Genomic DNA, 18,468 nt, shown 5'->3' on the forward strand with positions numbered 1-18,468 from the left:
AAGAACCGGATGCGGTTCCAATGCCAAGCCCTCATGCTGCCCGATCCGGATCGGTCACGGGTCTCGCCGGACGACCCCGAGTTGTCCCGGCTGATCCGCGCCGAGCGCATCCGCATGCTGTTTGCCTCCACCGTACCGGTGGCCTTGTTCAGCGGCATCTTCGCGGTGGCACTGGCCCTGCTCGTGGCGCCGCAGATGGGCCGCACACTCACCACCGTCTGGGCCGCCGTGTGCGTGCTGGGCTCCATCATGCGGGTGGTGCACCTGAGCGCCTACCACGGCTCAAGCAACCGCGCCAGCCCCGGCTGGCTCACCAGCCTGAATGTGGTGTGTGCCGTGCATGGCGCCATGTGGGGCCTGGCCGGTGTCTTCCTGCCCGTGCAGGACATGGTCACCACCGTCATGATCGTGGCCACGCTGATCGGGGCCTGCGCGGTGTGCACCTTCACGCTGCAGGCGCACATCGTGCCCAGCATGCTGATGAACCTGCCCCTGCTGCTGCCCGCCAGCCTCAAGCTGTTCACACGCATGGACGCCTATGGCCTCTACGGCGGCGCGGGCCTGCTGTCCCTGCTGGCGCTGATGATGTTCGAAAGCCGCCGCGTGGAGCGGCGCACCACCGAGCTGCTGTGGCTGCGCTTCACCACCGACCGCATCGCGCGCGAGCGGGCCGAAGCGCTCAAGCTCGCGCAACGCCACAGCGCCGTCAAGGACCAGTTCCTGGCCACCATGAGCCACGAGATGCGCACGCCGCTGCACGGCATCCTGGGCCTGGCGCGGCTGGTGCACAACCGCCTGCCCAACAAGCTGGGCCCGCTCACCGAAACACGCCAGCAAGTCGAGCTGATCGAGCGCACGGGCGAGCACCTGCTGGGCATCATCAACGATGTGCTGGACTTCTCCCGCATCGAAGCCGGCAAGCTGCAGATCAACCCCGGCGCCTTCGAGCTGCATGGCGTCATCAACGAGGTGCTGTCGGTGCTCCATGTGTCGGCCGCGGAAAAAGGCCTGAGGCTGCGCACCACGCTGGAGCTGCCCTCGCCCTGCTGGGTCCGGGGTGACGCCGCCCGCGTGCGGCAAGTCCTGCTCAACCTGCTGGGCAATGCCATCAAGTTCACCGAGCAAGGCGAAGTACGGCTGCATGTGGCCGGCCAGCCTGAGCCGGACGCCGATGGCAAGCCGGTGATGCGCTTTCAGATCGAAGACACCGGCGCGGGCATTTCAGCCCAGCACCTGCCCCTGATCTTCGAGGCCTTCCATCAGGTGGATGGCACCTTTGCCCGCAAGCAAAAGGGCACGGGCCTGGGCCTGACGATTTCACGCGAGATCGCCCGCGCCATGGGCGGCGACATCGTGTGCAGCAGCGCGCTGGGCAAAGGCTCGACCTTCACGCTCACCGTGCCCTTGCCCAGCGCCCAGGTCGAGCAGGTGGATGTGGACTTGTCCGAGCCATTGCTGCCTTTGCCGGAAGCCGCCTCACCCGGCCTGAAGGTGCGTGGCCATGTGCTGCTGGCCGAAGACAACCCGGTCAACGCCATCGTGGCCGAAGCGACCCTGGCCAACCTGGCCGTGGCCGTGACCCGCGTGGAAAACGGCGTACAGGCCCTGGCCGAGCTGCAACGCCCGGACCACCCGTATGACATCGTGCTGATGGACTGCCAGATGCCCGAACTCGACGGCATCGAGGCCACCCGGCGCCTGCGGGCCTGGGAGCACCACCATGGCCGCCCGCCCGTGCCCGTGGTGGCCCTCACAGCCAATGCCATGAGCAGTGACCGCGAGCGTTGCCTGGCGGTGGGCATGAACGAGCACCTCGCCAAGCCCTTCAAGCAAGATGAGCTGCGCGCCGTGCTGGTGCGCCATCTGCAAGGGCTGCAGCTTGAGCCGCTGGCCCAGGCCAGCAACCCGGCTTGAACCCGCGGCACCAGCCAGCTGTTTACTGCTTGACGGCTTCGATCTGGATGACCAGGTGCACGTTGTCGGGGATGAAAGGCAGGCCGTAGTTCATGCCGAATTCGCTGCGGGTGATGGTGGTGTCGAAGTCACCGCCGCACACTTCGCGCTTGAGCATGGGGTTCTGGTAGCAGCCATAGTTGTTGGCCTTGAGGGTCACCGTCTGGCTCTTGCCCAGCAGGGTCAGCGTGCCGACCACGGCCGAGATCTTGTCGCCTTCAAAGATCACCTTGTCGCTCACGAAGGTCGACTTGGGGAAGGCTTCCACGTTGAAGAAGTCCTTGCTCTTGAGGTGATTGTTGAAAGCCTCGGTGCCGCTGTTGATCGAGGCCATATCGATGCTGATGTCCACCTTGCCGGTCTTGGCGGCGGTGTCGATGGTGACCGAGCCGCTCTTCTTGTCGAAGCGGCCCCGGTTGGTCGAGGTGCCGAAGTGCTTGGCTTCGAAGGTCACGAAGGTGTGGGTCGGGTCCACAGCGTAAGTGACCGGCTCGGCGTGGGCGATGCCCGCGCTCAGGGCGGCGGTGGCGAACAGGGAAACAAGTGCGGTACGGTTCATGGAAGGGCTCCTGGGTAAGGTGGGCACCAAAGGGCGCCCTGTCAAAAAAGGTGAAAAGAAAGGGATCACAAGGCCGGCACGCCTTGCAGCACCAGCTTGAACTTGACCTGAACATCGTTGGCCACCACGGAGGTGTCGGCCCAATCGCCTTCACCCACCTTGAAGTCCAGCCGCTTGAGGGCGAACGTGCCCGTGGCGGTGCTCAGGCCGCCGGCCTGCGTCAGTTGCACCGGCACCACCAGGTCACGGGCGTTGCCCTTGATGGCCAGCTTGCCGGCCACCTCGAAGCGCCCTGCCCCCAGCGCCTTGATGGCGGTGGACTGGAAGCTCGCTTTCGGGAATTTGCCGATGTTGAACCACTCGGGCTTGGCCAGTTCGGTATCGGCATCCGGGTTCAGTGCCACGCTGCCCAGGTCCACCGTGAAGGCGATCTTGCTGGTCTGCGGGGCCTTGGGGTCAAACGCGGTCTGCGCGCTGAAGGTCTTGAAGCGGCCGTCCAGCGGCACGCCCAGCTGCTTGGCCACGAACGTGACTTCGCTTTTGGCGGCCACCAGGCTCTGAGGCTCGGCCGCCAGGGCCGGCAAGGAGAACGCCGTGCCTGACAGCGCCATGGTCAGCAAGAGGCGGCGAGACAAAGTGGAAGCAGACATGATGTTGCCTTTCAGCGTGAAAGTGAGAGCAGCCCGGGATCAATGGCCAGGGCGCATGCGCTCCAGCAGGCCGTCCTTGTCGATGAACTGGTGCTTGAGCGCTGCCGCCACATGCAGGGCCACCAGGCCGATCAGGCCGAACGCGGCGGCACCGTGCAGCTCCTTGATGCTGTCGGCCAGCTCCTTGTTGACCGGCATCAGGTCCGGCAGGGGCAGCACGCCGAACCACACGATGGGGTAACCCTTGGCCGAGCTGTAGGCCCAGCCCAGCAGCGGCACCACGAAGAACAGCGCATACATCAGGTGGTGGGTGGCGTGGTAGGCCTTGGTCTGCCAGCCGGGCATGGTTTGCTGGATGCGATCAGGCAAGGCAGGCGGGCGGTGCGTCAGGCGCCAGACCAGGCGCAGCACCGACAGGAAGAGGATGCCGATGCCGGCCCACTTGTGCCAGTTGATCAGCTTGATCTTGCTGGGGCTCAGGGGCATGTCGTCCACCGTCACCCCGACCACGAAGGCGGTCAGGATGGCCAGCGCCAGCACCCAGTGCAAAACAATGGCCACCGTGCTGTAACGCTGGATTGGGGGGTTTTGTCCGGTTTTCATGGTGGATTGCTCCTGCTGCATTGCGCAATAGTGAAATGGTGGATGAACTGTGCACCGAGTTGGGTGAAGTGGCTTGATGCAACAGTTCAAAAATTTCGAACGCATAAATGCGCCGAACGTCCCGCCACCGGGGGCGAGATGGCGACAAATCCCTCAAGCTGCCGGCGCAAAACGCCGAAAGCCCTGGTGAAGCCGTGACCACACCATGTACGCCCCCTTCATTTCACGCCTCAACGACCTGCTGCTGACCACAGACCGCAAACAGCGTCTGCGCATCACGCGCTCGCTGATGGCGGCCAATGTGTTCATCGCCTGCTGCTTCCTGCAGGTCTACGCCTGGTCGATTGGCTACATGGAGCTGGAAGACGTCAAGCGCCTGTCTGGCGTCATCGTGCTCAACATCCTGCTGTGGTACGTGGTGCTGCGCACCGGCCTGAACCAGCGCTTTGAAGACCCGGCCATGACGCTGCCGCAGATCCTGTCGGCGCTGACCATCATCGTGGGCGCCTACTCGGTCACGGGCCCCGTGCACGGCTCGACCATGATGCTGCTGGCCCTGGTGCTGGTGTTCGGCATCTTCAACATGAAGCAAAAGGGGGCCATCGTGGCGGGCGCCTACACCGTCGTGCTGATGGGCATCGCCATCCTGATCAAGATCCGCACCGACCCGCACAACTACCCCTTCAAGCTGGAGATCGCGCACTTCGTGCTGACGGCGGCCATCGTGCCCACCATCTCCGGCCTGGCCGCCCAGCTCAGCAGCCTGCGCGCCAAGCTGCAGGCCCAGAAGGACGAACTGGCCAACGCCCTGGTGCGCATCCAGATCCTGGCCACGCGTGACGAGCTCACCGGCCTGGTCAACCGCCGCCACATGATGGAGGTGCTGGGCCAGCACAAGAAACGCCTGGAGCGCTCGGGCCACCACCGCTTCTGCCTGGCCCTGCTGGACATCGACCACTTCAAGCGCATCAACGACACCCATGGCCACGCCGTGGGCGACGAGGTGCTGCGCAACTTTGCCAAGGTGGTGCAAAGCGGCCTGCGCGACACCGATGTGCTGGCGCGCTGGGGTGGCGAAGAATTCCTCGTGCTGCTCAACGACACCTCGCCCGAGCTGGCCAATGTGGGCCTGGAGCGTGCCCGCATGCTGCTGGCCGAGGCGGTGCTGGTACCCTCGCTGCCCGAGCTGAAGCCGACCTTCTCGGCCGGCCTGACGGCCTACAACATGAACGAGGCACTGGACGTCTGCATCGAACGCGCTGACCGAGCCCTGTACAAGGCCAAGGACGGCGGTAGAAACTGCACGGTGATCCGCATGGGCCTGACGCCCGCCGATGCCACCTACCGCAGCCCGACCGAACCGAGCACGCTACAAGAATGAGCAAATTGAGCGACCTTGTCCTGGGAACGGAACCCAAGCTGCGCGCCCGCGTCACCATGACCTTGCTGGCGCTTTACGGCTATGCGGCCTGCACCGGCATCCTGCTCTACCTCGTGCACATCCGGGAGGTGCCCGCGCGCACCGCCATGCCGCTGGTGGCTTTCATGTGGACGGGCGTGCCGCTGTTTTACCTGCTGGTGCGCACCGGCATCTCCAAGCGGCTGGGCAGCCCCGGCATGGACCTGCCGCAGTGCCTGTTCGCCATGGCCTCCATCCTGATCGCCTATGTGATCGTGGGGCCCATGCGCAATGCGGTGCTGCTGCTGATCGCGCTGGTCATGGTGTTCAGCATGATCACGCTCACGCCACGCCAGGTGCGCATCATGGGCGTGACCACCTTCGGTTTCCTCGGCCTGGCCATGGCCTGGCTGACGCTGCACGAGCCCGGCCAGGTTGATGCGCGCATGGAGTTGATGAAGTTCGTGCTGGCTGCCTGCACCCTGCCGGTGATCTCGACGGTGGCCTCGCACGTGGCCAAGCTGCGCACCAGGCTGGTCGACCAGAAGCAGGAGCTGCAGCACGCCTTGTCGATGCTGCACGAAGTCGCCACCCGCGATGAGCTCACGGGCCTGCACAACCGCCGCCACATGCACCAGTTGCTGGAGCAGCAGTACAAGCGCCAGTTGCGCAGCGGCGAGGGCTTCTGCCTGGCCCTGATGGACCTGGACCACTTCAAGCATGTCAACGACCAGTTCGGCCACCAGATGGGCGACATGGTGCTCAAGGCCTTTGCCGAAGCCATCGGCAAGGAGCTGCGCCAGACCGACGTGCTGGCACGCTGGGGTGGCGAAGAGTTCCTGCTGATGCTGACCGCGCCGGACCCGGGCCTGCATGGGGCACAGGCCTCGCTGGCCCGTTTCCAGGCGGCGTTGCAGCAAGTGGTGGTGGGCAACGGTGTGCGCGTCACCTTCTCGGCTGGCCTGACCGAACACCCGCCGGGCGAGCCCCTGCACGAGACGCTGGAGCGCGCCGACCGTGGCCTCTACCAGGCCAAGGCGCATGGCCGCAACCGGGTGGAGTTGATGTTGCCTCCGCCAATCGACCAAAGTCACACGACCCGCACACCGCTGGCCGAGGACGACCAAGTGTGAGACAGTTACCGGTATGGCACCGGAAGTCACCACCGTCCGGTCCATATCGAGGAGGAGCCGGGGTTGAGCCGCACCATGAGCGGCCTGCCTCGAGGGGTGGTGTCCGATTGACGCTGTCCCCATGTCCAGCCCAACCTACGGTGCTTCCAACGCCTTGCCACCCGGTGATCTGAGCCAGGCGCCCGATATCGACGCCCTCTCGGGTGACCAGCATTACCGCGCCATGTTCGAGGCCGCCGGTGTGGGCATCGCCCGCCTGACGCCGAGTGGTCACTTCGTCGAGGTCAACCAGCGTTTTGCGGACATCACCGGCCGCAGCCGCGACAACCTCATCGGCCTGCACTACCAGGACATCTCCCACCCCGATGACGCGGCAGGCAGCGCCGCCGCCATGGAGGGCATCCTCACAGGCCAAAAGGACCGCATGGCGCGCGAGAAGCGCTATGTGCGCCCGGACGGCCAGGTCGTCTACGCCATGCTCAACAGCGTCATGCTGCGCGATGCCAAGGGCCACCCAGTGCAGATGGTGTCGGTGATCGAGGACATCACCGAGCGCGTGCGCATGCAGGAGGCGCTGAGCTCGGCGCGGGCGGCCGAGCGCGCCAGCAAGGCCAAGACCGAGTTCCTCTCGCGCATGAGTCATGAGTTGCGCACCCCGCTCAATGCCATGCTGGGCTTTGCGCAACTGCTGCGCGTGGACCCGCGCAACCCGCTCAACGAGGCCCAGCGCCAGAAGGTCGAGCACATCGAGAAAGCCGGTGCCCACCTGCTGGCCATGATGACCGACGTGCTGGACCTCTCCCGCATCGAAGCGGGCAGCCTGCCCATGTCCATCGAGACCCTGGCCGTCAGCAAGGTCATGGAAGAGACCCTGGCGCTGGTGAGCAACCAGGCGGCCGATGCCGGTCTCAAGCTGATCCAGCACCTGCCGGATGCCGGCGTGTACGTGAAGGCCGACCGGGTGCGCCTGCGCCAGGTGCTCAGCAACCTGCTGTCCAACGCCATCAAGTACAACCGCGCCGGCGGGCAGGTGATGGTCGAGGCCATGGCGCTCAACGAGCAGGTGCTGATTACCGTCAGCGACACAGGCCAGGGCATGACGCCCGAGCAGATGCAGCACCTGTTCGAGCCCTTCAACCGCCTGGGGGCAGAGCGCACGTCCATCGAGGGCACGGGCATCGGCCTGGTCATCGTCAAGCGCCTGCTGGACCTGATGGACGGCCGCATCGAAGCCAGCAGCACACCCGGCAATGGCACGAGCTTTCGGGTCTGGCTGCCGCTGGCACGGCCCCTCGCCCTGGACACCGATGGCGCCGAGCTGGGCTCGCGCTCGGGCTTTGGGGCGCTCGATGAACTCGGCGCGGCCCAGCGCACCGTGCTGTACGCCGAGGACAACGTGATCAATGTGGAGCTGCTGCGCCAGGTCATGCGCATGCGGCCTCAGTGGCACCTGGAAGTGGCCCACAGCGGCCAGCAGGCCATCACCATGGCGCAATCCAGCCCACCTGATTTGTTGCTGCTGGACATGCACCTGGGCGACATGAGCGGGCTGGACGTGTCCGACGCACTGACGCAGACCGCCGCCACCGCCAGCATCCCGCGGGTGGCGCTGTCTGCCGATGCCATGCCCGACCAGATCAGCCAGGCGCGCGAGCGGGGGTTTGTGGAGTACCTGACCAAGCCCCTGGACGTGGCCCGTTTCCTCAAGCTGCTGGACCGCTGCGCGGCACCGGACCTGGGCTGAGGACCGCCCCCCGCCAGGCCTCAGATCGGCAGGTCGGTGAAGAAGCGGCCGCCGTGGAACACCAGCGGCGCGGCGCCCAGGCGGCGGCGGCAATGCTCGACCTGCCCGACGAAGATGATGTGATCGCCTTCGTCGTACTGGCTGCGGTGCGTGCACTCGAACACCGCCACGGCCCCGTCGATCACGGGTGCGCCGGTGAGCCCGGCGTGCCAGGGTGCGCCCTCGAAACGGTCGATGCCGCGGCGGGCAAAGCGCTCGGCCAAGGGGCGCTGGTCGGCGGCCAGCACATTGATGGCGTAGTGCCGTGCGCTCAGGAAGCCGGCCATGGTGCTCGAATGCCGCGCCAGGCTCCACAGCACCAGCGGCGGCGTCAGCGACACCGAGTTGAAGGAATTCGCCGTGAGCCCCACCAGACGGCCTTCATCGTCCCGCGCGGTCACGATCGTCACGCCGGTGGCAAACTGCCCCAGAGCGGAACGAAGGTCGTCGGTGGTGAAGGGCAGCGTCTCGTGTTCAGACACCGTGTCGAGCGGCAAAGTCATTCAGGGCTTTCACTGAGATGCCTCACAGTGTAGTCGGGCGTCCCGTGCCATGGGAAACGATTCGATACACCCATATAGGGCGTCCCCCCCCTGCCTGAAGGCGTGCGTGCGGTTTCAACGACAGGCCCTGGGCATCGCGCGCCTCGAACTCCAGGCTCACCAGCCAGCTGCCCGGGCGCATCTCGCGCAGGGCTTTCTCAAGGGCACGAGGCATGGTCTCGGGCCGCTGGAACAGGTAGACCAGGTCGAAGCCGGCCCAGCTCTGAGCCCACATGTCGCCCTGGCGCACGCGGGCCCAGGGGCAGCGCAGGCCCGCCACCACGCGCCACAACCAGCTCCACTCGATGCCGTGGAGGCGCGCCTGCGGGTAGGCCGCATGCAGCTCGACCAGCGCGTCGCCCATGCCGCAGCCGGCGTCCAGGATCTGCACATTGGCCTGATCGGCCGCAGCCACCAGTGGCGCATGAAGGGGCAGCTCACGCAGGGCGCCACGCGGGGTGGGGAACACGGGCGCATCGCGCCAGGCATGCACCGGGTAGGCCAGCAGCAACAAGGCAAGCGGCGCCAGCCACAACCAGGCGGGCAAGCCCGCGCCCTGCCCCAGCGCCAGCACGCTCAGCGGGAAGCCGGCGGCCACGAACACGCGCCGCCAGGTGGTGCTCGCCACCAAGGGCAGCCAGGTGGCGCACACACCCAGGGCCGTGGGCAGCATCAGCACGGCCCACAGAGGCGCCTGCACGGCCCGCAAGGCCAGCGCCAGGCCCCAGGCCAGGGCCCAGGTCAGCAAGGCCGGCAAAGGCCAGGTCAGCATGCCTGATGGGGCTCCGTGGTCATGTGGGTGGGTGGTGGTGGACGGCGGTGTCCGAGCGGGGCTTAGCCGGGCCTCACTCGGCCGCGCCGCCGCGCAGCTTGTCGATCAGGCCATTGAGCTCGTCCAGGCTGCCGAACTGGATGGTGATCTCGCCCTGCTCGCCGCGCTTGGTCTTGCGCTTGACGTTGATCTCGACCTGGGCCGTGAGGATGTCCGACAGTTCTTCTTCCAGGCGCACCACATCGCGCGACTTCTCGGACTTCACGCGCAGCAGCGGCGTCTGGCGGCCGGCGCCCTGCACCTTGGCCACGAGCTTTTCAGCTTCGCGCACATTGAGCTTGCGGGCCACGACCTCATTGGCCGTGGTGATCTGCACGGCCTTGTCCAGCGGCAGCAGCGCGCGGGCATGGCCCATGTCGATGTCACCGGCCATCAGCATGCCCTGCACGGGCTCGGCCAGGTTCAGCAGGCGCAGCAGGTTGGAGGCCGCACTGCGTGAGCGCCCCACGGCCTGTGCGGCCTGCTCGTGCGTCAGGCCGAACTCGACCGTCAGGCGCTGCAGGCCTTGGGCCTCTTCCAGCGGGTTGAGGTCCTCGCGCTGGATGTTCTCGATCAGCGCCATGGCGGCGGCGGCTTCGTCCGGCACCTCCTTGACCAGCACCGGCACCTCGGTGAGGCCGGCCAGCTTGGCGGCACGCGAGCGGCGTTCACCCGCGATGATCTCGTACTTGCCACCGCCCACAGGCCGCACCAGGATGGGCTGCATGATGCCCTGCGCCTTGATGCTCTCGGCCAGCTCGTACAGGGAGCCTTCGTCCATGCGCGTGCGCGGCTGGTACTTGCCCGCCTGCATCAGGTCCAGACGCAGCACGGACGGTGCACCGCCCTCCGGCGTGGCCGCAGGTTGATCGCTGATTTTGGGGCCCAGCAGGGCCTCCAGGCCCATGCCCAGGCCTTTGGATTTTTTGGTCGCCATGGGCGCCATTGTCCGATGTTTCTACAATCCATTGAACACCTGGATGGAGACGATCGGCATGGCCCGCTTTTTACTGGCCTGGGAATTGGGCGACGGGCTGGGCCATGCCAGCCGCTTCAGGCCCCTGGCGCAAGGCCTGCGCGCGCACGGCCACGAGGTCGACCTCATGCTGCGCGAGATCGTGCATGCCCGCAGCGTGCTGGGTGACCTGGGCCTGCGCTTGCTGCAAGCGCCCTTCTGGATGCACCAGACCGTCGGCGGCCCCAACCCCACCATCAGCCTCACCGAGATCCTGGTGGGCAACGGCTATTTGCAGCCTGATCACCTGGACGGCCTGGTGCAAGGCTGGCTGGCCGCGCTCGACCTGATCCGCCCCGATGTGCTGGTGGCCGACTACGCACCCACCGCCACCATCGCCGCGCGCATCAAGGGCATCCCGGTGGCCACGGTGGGCGGCGGCTTCTACCTGCCGCCCGACGCCAGCCCCCTGCCCCCGTTTCGCACCTGGGAGCCCATCGAGCCCGGGCGTGTGGCCTATTGGGAGCAGCGTGTCACGCAAACCGTCAACACCGTGCTGGCCCGTCATGGGGTGCCCGCCGTGCCCCGCCTGAGCACCATCTTGCGAGGTGAGCAGGCCCTGCTGTGCTGCTGGCCCGAGCTGGACCCCTATCAGCGTCATGACCAACGCCACACCCTGCCCACGGCATCTGATCACATCGACGCAGGCCTGGGCCCCACCTTCCTGAACGAAGGCGGTGAGGCCCCGATCTGGCCCGATGGCGACGGCCCCTGCGTGTTTGCCTATGTGCGCAGCACCCATGGCGACCTGCTGCCGCTCTTGCAGGCGCTGGACCAGGCCGGCTGCCGCACGCTGTGCTACCTGCCCGAAGTGGCCGCCGGCCGCCCTGCCCCGCTGGCCTCGCCGCGCATCCGTTATGCCGGCCGCCCGGTGGACCTGGCCCAGGCCTTGCCGCAAGCCAGCCTGTTGATCAGCCATGCCGGCGAAGCCACCCTGGCCCAAGCTCTGCTGGCGGGCGTGCCCATGCTGCTGCTGCCCACCCAGGCCGAACAGTTCCTCAACGCCCAGCGCGTGGTGCAACTGGGTGCCGGCCTGAACGCGGCCGCGCATGGCCAGCCCGCGCCCTACGCCCAGCTGCTGCAAACCTTGCTGCACACGGCCAGCTACCGGGCCGCCGCGCAGGCCATGGCCCATCGTTATCGTGACTTCCGTCCGGACTCCTTGAACCAGACTTTGACAGCCGCCTGCGAGTCGCTGTTGAATGGGCATTGAGCCCCACAACGCCAGGGTCAACCAGCCACACACTCACTACACCCGATTGCCGGCCAGTCGATAACGCACACATGGATGCCTCGCCGCCCACCCCGACGCCCGATGGTGACGACGCGCTTGCTGCACTGCAACAAGAGCTCGCCCAGACACGCGCCCAACTGGCCAAGGCCGAAAAACGCCTGAAAGCGCGAGAGGGCCTGCTGGCGGGCCTGAGCCAACACGTGCCCGGCGTACTGTTCAAGGTGGTGGTGCCACCCGGCGGTGAGGCCCAGCTGCACTACATCAGCGAACGAGCCGCCGAACTGTATGAGCTGGACGCCCAAGCCACCGGCCTGGACTGGAGCGCCCATTACCACCGCATCCACCCCGACGACCTGCCCCTGGTGCAGCAACTGAGCCGTGAAATCGCGGACCAGGAAGGCAAGCTGCAGCAGTTCGAATACCGCACCATCCTGCCCAAGAAGGGCCAACGCTGGATGGCCGGCCAGGCCATGGCCGCACGCGAAGGGCCGGACGGCAGCACCGCCTGGTACGGTTACACGCAGGACGTGACCGAGCAGAAGCTGTATGCCCAGGCGCTGATCGACGCCCGGACGGCCGACCAGGCCAACCACGCCAAGAGCGAGTTCCTCTCGCGCATGAGCCACGAGTTGCGCACCCCGCTCAACGCCATCATCGGTTTTGCCCAACTGCTGCAGATGGACCGCAGCAGCGTGTTCGGCGACGAGCACCGCCGCCGCGTCAACCTCATCGAAAAGGCCGGCCAGCACCTGTTGTCGATGCTGGGGGATGTGCTGGACCTCTCACGCATCGAGGCCGGTGACCTGCCCCTGTCCATCGAGTCTCAGGACGTGGACCTGGTGGCCGACGACGCACTCAGCATGGTCGGCGCCCTGGCCCGCCACAGCCAGATCCGCATCGACACGCACGGCGTGGGCAGCCATGTGTACGCGCTGGCCGACCGGGTGCGCCTGCGTCAGGTACTGGTCAACCTGCTGAGCAATGCCATCAAGTACAACCGCGCGGGTGGCACCGTGCAGCTGCGTGCGCGGCGCGCCGGCAGCGAGGTGCTCATCGAGGTGCAGGACAGCGGCATCGGCATGAGCCCGGAGCAACAGGCCCAGCTGTTCCAGCCCTTCAACCGCCTGGGCGTGGAGCAAAGCGGCATCGAAGGCACCGGCATCGGCCTGGTCATCGTGCACAAGCTGGTGTCGCTCATGGGCGGGCGCATCGAGGTGGAAAGCCAGGCCGGCGAAGGCAGCTGCTTTCGCATCACCCTGCCTGCGGCCGACAGCGAACCCGAAGTCACGGACCAGATCCCGCTGTCCGACGGCGACCTGTTCGCCCGTCCCGCCACCATCCTGTACGCCGAAGACAACGAGGTCAACGTGGCCCTGGTCCACCAGGTCATCAAGCTGCGCCCGCACTGGCGCCTGCTGGTGGCCATGAACGGCAAGCGCGCGCTGGAGGTGGCCCGCCGGCACCGGCCGGACCTGATGCTGATCGACATGCACCTGGGCGACATGACCGGGCTGGACCTGGCCACCGCGCTGGACGCCGAAGACGCCACACGCGACATCCCCCGCGTGGCGCTGTCGGCCGACGCCATGCCCGACCGCATCCACGCGGCCAGGGCCCATGGCTTCAAGGCCTACCTGACCAAACCGCTGGACGTGATGGCGCTGCTGCGCTGCCTGGAAGAGGCCCTGCCCCTGGACGGGCCGGCCCCACCGTCAAGCTGAGTTCAGGCCGAGGCCGTGCCCGCGTTGGCCGCAGCGGCCTTCTTGGGCTTGCTGATCTTGATGTTGGGTGCCACCCGCTTGACCAGCTCGTGGGCAAAGCCGATAAAGGCCTGCGCACCCTTGCTGGACGGGTCGAACACCACACCGGGCACGCCATAACTGGGCGCTTCGGCCAGGCGTACATTGCGCGGGATCACGGCATCGAACACCTTGTCGCCGAAGTGCGACTTGAGCTGTTCGCTGACCTGCTGCTGCAGGGTGATGCGCGGGTCGAACATCACGCGCAACAAGCCGATGAGCTGCAGCTCGCGGTTCAGGTTGGCGTGCACCTGCTTGACCGTGTTGACCAGATCGGTGAGGCCTTCGAGCGCGAAGTACTCGCACTGCATGGGCACGATCACGCCATGGGCGCAAGTCAGCCCGTTCAGCGTCAGCAGGCTCAGGGACGGCGGGCAATCGATCAGCACGAAGTCGTAGTCATCGGCGGCCGCCTCGATGGCCGACTTCAGGCGGCGGTCACGCCGCTCCAGCGTCACCAGCTCGATCTCGGCGCCGGCCAGCTCGCGGTTGGCCCCCAGCACGTCGTAGCCGCCCTTGGGGCTGCGCGCGCGCGCCTCGGCGATCGACACCTCTTCGAGCAACACCTCGTACACGCTGTGGGGCAAGGTGCGCTTGTCCACACCTGAACCCATGGTGGCATTGCCCTGCGGGTCCAGGTCGACGATCAGCACGCGCTGGCCGATCTGGGCCAGGCCGGCAGCCAGGTTGACCGTGGTGGTGGTTTTGCCCACCCCGCCCTTTTGGTTAGCGATACAGAAGATGTGCGGCATGGCTTGATTATCTCAGCCGGGATCCGGGATCAGGCACTGCGGTGCTTGTGGTGCACGGGCTTTTTGGCCACAGGCGCGGAGGCCTTGGCCGCCGCCGCATGGGCGTGGCGGGCCTTGCCGCTGGTGCCGGCGTGCTTCACGTGGGCAGGCTGCCCGGCATGAGGCCGTGGTGCACCAGCCCGCTGGCCGTGCGCCACGGAGGATGGGTGCTGCGCCCCACCCTGGCGCTCGCCCGCCTGCGTGGCCGCCTGCGTGGCCGCTTTGTGCGCCGCTTTGTGCGCCGCCTTGTGCGTACCCGCCCGCTTCACGTGGTGCGGGGCCGCGCCGCCAGCAGGCTGGGCGTGCTGCGGGCTCAGCGCCGCGACGTGTCGGCCCGATTTGCCCGGCTTGCCCGGTGCCAGGCTGCCCCGTTTGCCACCGTGGTGTCGCTCGTCCTTGGGTTCAACCGACGAGGCCTTCTGGCCGGCATGGTGCGGCTTGCCCTTGACCCTGCGCTCATGCGGACGAGGCTGGGTCTCGTTCGTCTTCTTCACGCCCCGCGTGCGGTCCACGTGTTGGCGGGCCGGCGTCGTCACTGGCGCGGCGGCCTCCTGGCCGGCGACCGGGGCATGCTGGGCGTGGCGCGCACTGGGTGCGGCCTTCACCTGCTCGGACTCCGGCATCAACAGGGGCTCATTCGGGTTGGCCGGTGGGGGCACCTGCCGGGCGCTTGAGGTGACGGGCTGCTGAGCGGCCGGGCGCAAGGCCACGGCGGTGGGGTCGGGGGCCACACGGCCCGTCACCGGTGCCGGCCGGACCTGAGGCACCGCGCCCTGCCCGCTCGTGGGGCTCGGGCTCACGCCGACGCCCGCTGCACTGCCCTTCGTTGTCTGAGCCTGGCTCGCTGCCCCCCAAACCAACAAGGCGGCCGTCAGCGCGATCCGCTTCCAAACTCGAACGCTCATCTGTCTGTCTCCTGCACAAAGGCCATTTTGAAATGGTGTTCCATGCCGAAGCATCTCATGTGCCCGACAAGAGATGCGTGGCAGGCATCAAGAAAGTTGCGGTTGCTGTGGCTGGAATTCAACCCGCCACGGTGGCGGTCTGGGCTGTTCGGCCTCGGTTGCCCTGCCTCAGTTCCTGGGCCGCATCCACACCAGGCAGCGGTCGGCATCCAGCCCGGGCACCTGCAGTTGTTCCACGTGAAACACATCCACATCGGCCGGCAACACCGCCAGCTCATCATCCGGCTGCTTGCCCTTCATGGCCATCCACACGCCCCCCTTCGCCAGGATGGCCCGCGTCAGGGAGACGAAATCCAGCAAGGACGCAAACGCCCGCGAGGTGATCAGCTCATACTGGCCCTTGAGTTGCTCCACCCGCGCGTGCTCCCCACGCAGATTGGGCAGGCGCAACTCGGCTGCCACCTGGCGGATGAAGGCCGCCTTCTTGCCCACCGTGTCCACGCAACTCACCTGGACATCCGGGCAGCAGATCGCCAGCACCACGCCGGGCAGCCCCCCGCCACTGCCCACATCCAGCAACCTGATCGGGCCGGCCTCCGCCGCCCTGCCCGCGCGCACCGCGTCCAGGTGACGGTTCAAGGGTGCCAGCACCGTCAGGCAATCCGTCAGGTGATGGGTGAGCATGTCCGGCGCATCACGCAAGGCGGTGAGGTTGAAGGTGCTGTTCCAGTGCGCCAGCATCACCATATAGGCAGCCAGCTTCTGCACCTGTTCGGCATCCACCGGCAAGGCCAACCCGGCCAGCACCGGAGGCAGCGCCGCCTCCCACTGCGCCTGAGACCAGACCACGGCAGGCTTGGCTGGCGCCTTGTGCACCGGATGGCTGGCCGGCTTGCTCGCCGGTTTGGCCCCCGCTTTGGCCCCACCAGGCTTGCCGTTCAGCGCCTCGCGCAACAGGTACAGGCCCGACGAAGAGGCCCCACGTTGCGAGCCCCGCTTGCGATGAGATGACATCCCCACTCCAGAAAAACAGCAGTGGCCGTACACCCCAGGCATACAGCCACCGATTCAAAAACGCGTTGCGGCCAGCAGCCGAGACACCCGGTTGTTGCCCGCGCCCGCCGATGGCAGGCCAAGCAAACCAACAGACCAATACCAGAGGACCAACATCGGGCCCCGACCAGGCCCCGATCAGGCAGCCTCGTTCCCAGCCCCTGCATTGTCGTTGGCCGCAAAGCCCTTGAAGCGCCCCTTTTTCAGGTGGATCAGCAAGAGCGAGATGGCCGCTGGCGTGATGCCCGAAATGCGAGAGGCCTGGCCCAAGGTCTCGGGCCGATGCTTGCTCAGCTTCTGGCGCGCCTCGATGCTCAGCGCTGACACCTGCATATAGTCCAGCTCCGCCGGGAGCTTCAGGCTCTCGTAGTAGGCGGCCCGCTCGACTTCGTCATTCTGCTTGTCGATGTAGCCGGCGTACTTGATGCTGATCTCCACCTGCTCGACCACCGCCTCGGCCAGGGCCTCACCCAGTTCGGCATGCATGCCCGCGCGATCGACCGGGCCACTTGTTTCACGTGAAACAGCACCCTCCGTGCTGGCGGTTTTACCCGCCTCGGCACGGATGGCCGCCTGGCGTTCGGCGGCAATCACCCCCGCCTCGCACACCTTGTCATAGTCCACACCCGGCCGGCGCAGCAGCTCAGCCAGGTTGTACTCGCGCTCCAAGGCCTTGCCCAGCAGGCGCTCCGCATCTGCAGCAGGCAGCGTCGCCGGCCGCACCCAGGTCGAGCGCAGTCGCTCTGTTTCACGTGAAACAGCGTCGCGCTTGCGATTGAAGGCAACCCAGCGGGCATCATCCACCAGCCCCAGCTCACGGCCGATCTCGGTCAGGCGCATGTCGGCGTTGTCCTCTCGCAGCTGCAGGCGAAACTCGGCCCGGCTGGTGAACATGCGGTAGGGCTCGGTCACCCCCTTGGTGATCAGGTCGTCGACCAGCACACCCAGGTAGGCCTGGTCGCGGCGCGGCGCCCAGGCTTCGCGCCCTTGCGCCTGCAGCGCGGCGTTCAAGCCGGCGAACAGCCCTTGGGCCGCCGCCTCTTCATAACCCGTCGTGCCATTGATCTGCCCGGCAAAGAACAGCCCCTGGATCGCCTTGGTCTCGAAGGTGGACTTCAGCTCACGCGGGTCAAAGTAGTCGTACTCGATCGCGTAACCGGGGCGCAGGATGTAGGCGTTCTCCAGGCCCGGCATGGTGCGCAGGGCTGCCAGCTGGATGTCGAACGGCAGCGAGGTGCTGATCCCGTTGGGGTAGAACTCGTTGGTCGTCAGGCCTTCGGGCTCCAGGAAAATCTGGTGCGAATCCTTGTCCGCAAAGCGGTTGATCTTGTCTTCGATGCTGGGGCAATAACGCGGCCCCACCCCTTCGATCACGCCGGTGAACATCGGGCTGCGGTCGAAGCCGGATCGGATGATGTCGTGCGTCTGCTGGTTGGTGTGCGTGATCCAGCAGGGCAGCTGGCGGGGGTGCTGATCGGGTGTGCCCAAAAAGCTGAACACCGGCACCTTCGGGCCGGTCGGGGCAGACTCACCCCAAGTGCCGACCAGACCCACGCCGTCACCTGGCTGCTCGGCCAGTTTGCTGAAGTCGATGCTGCGGCCGTCGATGCGCGGTGGGGTGCCGGTTTTCAGGCGCCCTTGCGGCAGCTTCAACTCTTTCAACCGCGCTGACAGCGACACGGCAGGCGGGTCCCCTGCCCGGCCGGCACTGTAGTTGTTCAGGCCCACGTGGATCTTGCCGTCCAGGAAGGTGCCGGCCGTCAGCACCACGGTGCGTGCCCGAAACCGGATGCCCACCTGCGTGACGGCACCCACCACCCGGTCGCCTTCCACCATCAAGTCGTCCACCGCCTGCTGGAACAGCCACAGATTGGGCTGGTTCTCCAGACGCTTGCGGATGGCAGCCTTGTACAGGATGCGGTCGGCCTGCGCACGGGTGGCCCGCACAGCCGGGCCCTTGCTGGAATTGAGGATGCGGAACTGGATGCCGCCTTCATCGGTGGCCGCCGCCATGGCACCACCCAGCGCATCGACCTCCTTGACCAGGTGGCCCTTGCCGATCCCGCCGATGGACGGGTTGCAACTCATCTGCCCCAGGGTCTCGATGTTGTGGGTCAGCAGCAAGGTGGCGCAACCCATGCGGGCAGCGGCCAGCGCGGCCTCGGTTCCTGCGTGGCCACCGCCGACCACGATCACGTCAAATTCTTGGGGATAAAGCATGGCCTGGGCCTCGGGTGG

General features: G+C 66.7%; 16 protein-coding genes. 6 read left to right on the top strand and 10 right to left on the bottom strand.

Translation table 11 applies throughout. From position 1 onward, the window contains the following. Positions 1-33: 33 nt before the first annotated feature. A complete protein-coding gene (locus JY96_RS10905) occupies positions 34-1,914 on the top strand; it encodes an ATP-binding protein (protein WP_161784305.1) in 1,881 nt (626 codons plus the stop codon). Between the two features lie 22 nt (positions 1,915-1,936). Here the strand turns inward: JY96_RS10905 and JY96_RS10910 are convergent, their stop codons facing one another. From JY96_RS10910 to JY96_RS10920, 3 genes are all read right to left on the bottom strand, one after another. After that, positions 1,937-2,512, bottom strand: coding sequence for a YceI family protein (locus tag JY96_RS10910; protein ID WP_035037346.1), 576 nt, complete (start codon positions 2,510-2,512; stop codon positions 1,937-1,939). Positions 2,513-2,577: 65 nt separating this feature from the next. Beyond that, positions 2,578-3,162, bottom strand: coding sequence for a YceI family protein (locus JY96_RS10915; RefSeq protein ID WP_052162407.1), 585 nt, complete (start codon positions 3,160-3,162; stop codon positions 2,578-2,580). A 39-nt stretch (positions 3,163-3,201) separates the two neighbouring features. Continuing rightward, the gene (locus JY96_RS10920; RefSeq protein WP_035042299.1) at positions 3,202-3,765 is read right to left on the bottom strand and encodes a cytochrome b; all 564 of its coding nucleotides are present in this window, start codon (positions 3,763-3,765) and stop codon (positions 3,202-3,204) included. 205 nt (positions 3,766-3,970) lie between these two features. Here JY96_RS10920 and JY96_RS10925 point away from each other — a divergent pair, with 205 nt between their 5' ends. The 3 genes from JY96_RS10925 (at position 3,971) to JY96_RS10935 (ending at position 8,041) form a co-directional block, all read left to right on the top strand. Further along, complete coding sequence (locus JY96_RS10925; RefSeq protein WP_052162408.1) at positions 3,971-5,146, top strand: GGDEF domain-containing protein; 1,176 nt, start codon at positions 3,971-3,973, stop codon at positions 5,144-5,146. 5 nt (positions 5,147-5,151) lie between these two features. Beyond that, complete coding sequence (locus tag JY96_RS10930) at positions 5,152-6,297, top strand: GGDEF domain-containing protein (protein ID WP_035037351.1); 1,146 nt, start codon at positions 5,152-5,154, stop codon at positions 6,295-6,297. Between the two features lie 121 nt (positions 6,298-6,418). Then, positions 6,419-8,041: a PAS domain-containing hybrid sensor histidine kinase/response regulator gene (locus tag JY96_RS10935; RefSeq protein WP_052162409.1), complete on the top strand. Its 1,623-nt coding sequence runs from the start codon at positions 6,419-6,421 to the stop codon at positions 8,039-8,041. Positions 8,042-8,061: 20 nt separating this feature from the next. Here JY96_RS10935 and JY96_RS10940 read toward each other — a convergent pair whose 3' ends face one another. The 3 genes from JY96_RS10940 to JY96_RS10950 all read right to left on the bottom strand — a co-directional run bounded on the left by JY96_RS10940 (position 8,062) and on the right by JY96_RS10950 (position 10,370). Next, the gene (locus JY96_RS10940; protein ID WP_035037354.1) at positions 8,062-8,583 is read right to left on the bottom strand and encodes a flavin reductase family protein; all 522 of its coding nucleotides are present in this window, start codon (positions 8,581-8,583) and stop codon (positions 8,062-8,064) included. A 22-nt stretch (positions 8,584-8,605) separates the two neighbouring features. Next, positions 8,606-9,394 carry a trans-aconitate 2-methyltransferase gene (locus JY96_RS10945; RefSeq protein ID WP_035037356.1) on the bottom strand — a complete coding sequence of 263 codons (789 nt, stop codon included), beginning with the start codon at positions 9,392-9,394 and terminating at the stop codon, positions 8,606-8,608. A gap of 73 nt (positions 9,395-9,467) precedes the next feature. Next, positions 9,468-10,370 carry a ParB/RepB/Spo0J family partition protein gene (locus JY96_RS10950; protein WP_035042305.1) on the bottom strand — a complete coding sequence of 301 codons (903 nt, stop codon included), beginning with the start codon at positions 10,368-10,370 and terminating at the stop codon, positions 9,468-9,470. Positions 10,371-10,428: 58 nt separating this feature from the next. On the opposite strand from JY96_RS10950, the gene JY96_RS10955 reads away from it, so the two are divergent. Together JY96_RS10955 and JY96_RS10960 are read left to right on the top strand one after the other, a co-directional pair. Then, positions 10,429-11,661 carry a glycosyltransferase gene (locus JY96_RS10955; RefSeq protein WP_161784306.1) on the top strand — a complete coding sequence of 411 codons (1,233 nt, stop codon included), beginning with the start codon at positions 10,429-10,431 and terminating at the stop codon, positions 11,659-11,661. Positions 11,662-11,732: 71 nt separating this feature from the next. Beyond that, positions 11,733-13,403: an ATP-binding protein gene (locus tag JY96_RS10960; protein ID WP_052162410.1), complete on the top strand. Its 1,671-nt coding sequence runs from the start codon at positions 11,733-11,735 to the stop codon at positions 13,401-13,403. A gap of 2 nt (positions 13,404-13,405) precedes the next feature. On the opposite strand, the gene JY96_RS10965 is transcribed toward JY96_RS10960, so the two are convergent. From JY96_RS10965 to mnmG, 4 genes are all read right to left on the bottom strand, one after another. Then, positions 13,406-14,233: a ParA family protein gene (locus tag JY96_RS10965; protein ID WP_052162411.1), complete on the bottom strand. Its 828-nt coding sequence runs from the start codon at positions 14,231-14,233 to the stop codon at positions 13,406-13,408. Between the two features lie 29 nt (positions 14,234-14,262). Continuing rightward, positions 14,263-15,177, bottom strand: a complete 915-nt coding sequence (locus tag JY96_RS10970; RefSeq protein ID WP_152606454.1) for a hypothetical protein — start codon at positions 15,175-15,177, stop codon at positions 14,263-14,265. A 168-nt stretch (positions 15,178-15,345) separates the two neighbouring features. After that, positions 15,346-16,026: a 16S rRNA (guanine(527)-N(7))-methyltransferase RsmG gene (rsmG, locus tag JY96_RS10975; RefSeq protein WP_035042321.1), complete on the bottom strand. Its 681-nt coding sequence runs from the start codon at positions 16,024-16,026 to the stop codon at positions 15,346-15,348. A 342-nt stretch (positions 16,027-16,368) separates the two neighbouring features. After that, entirely contained in the window at positions 16,369-18,450 is a 2,082-nt protein-coding gene (gene mnmG / locus JY96_RS10980) for a tRNA uridine-5-carboxymethylaminomethyl(34) synthesis enzyme MnmG (RefSeq protein ID WP_035037365.1), read from the bottom strand. Positions 18,451-18,468 lie beyond the last annotated feature (18 nt).

This window comes from Aquabacterium sp. NJ1, assembly GCF_000768065.1.
GTDB lineage: Bacteria > Pseudomonadota > Gammaproteobacteria > Burkholderiales > Burkholderiaceae_C > Aquabacterium.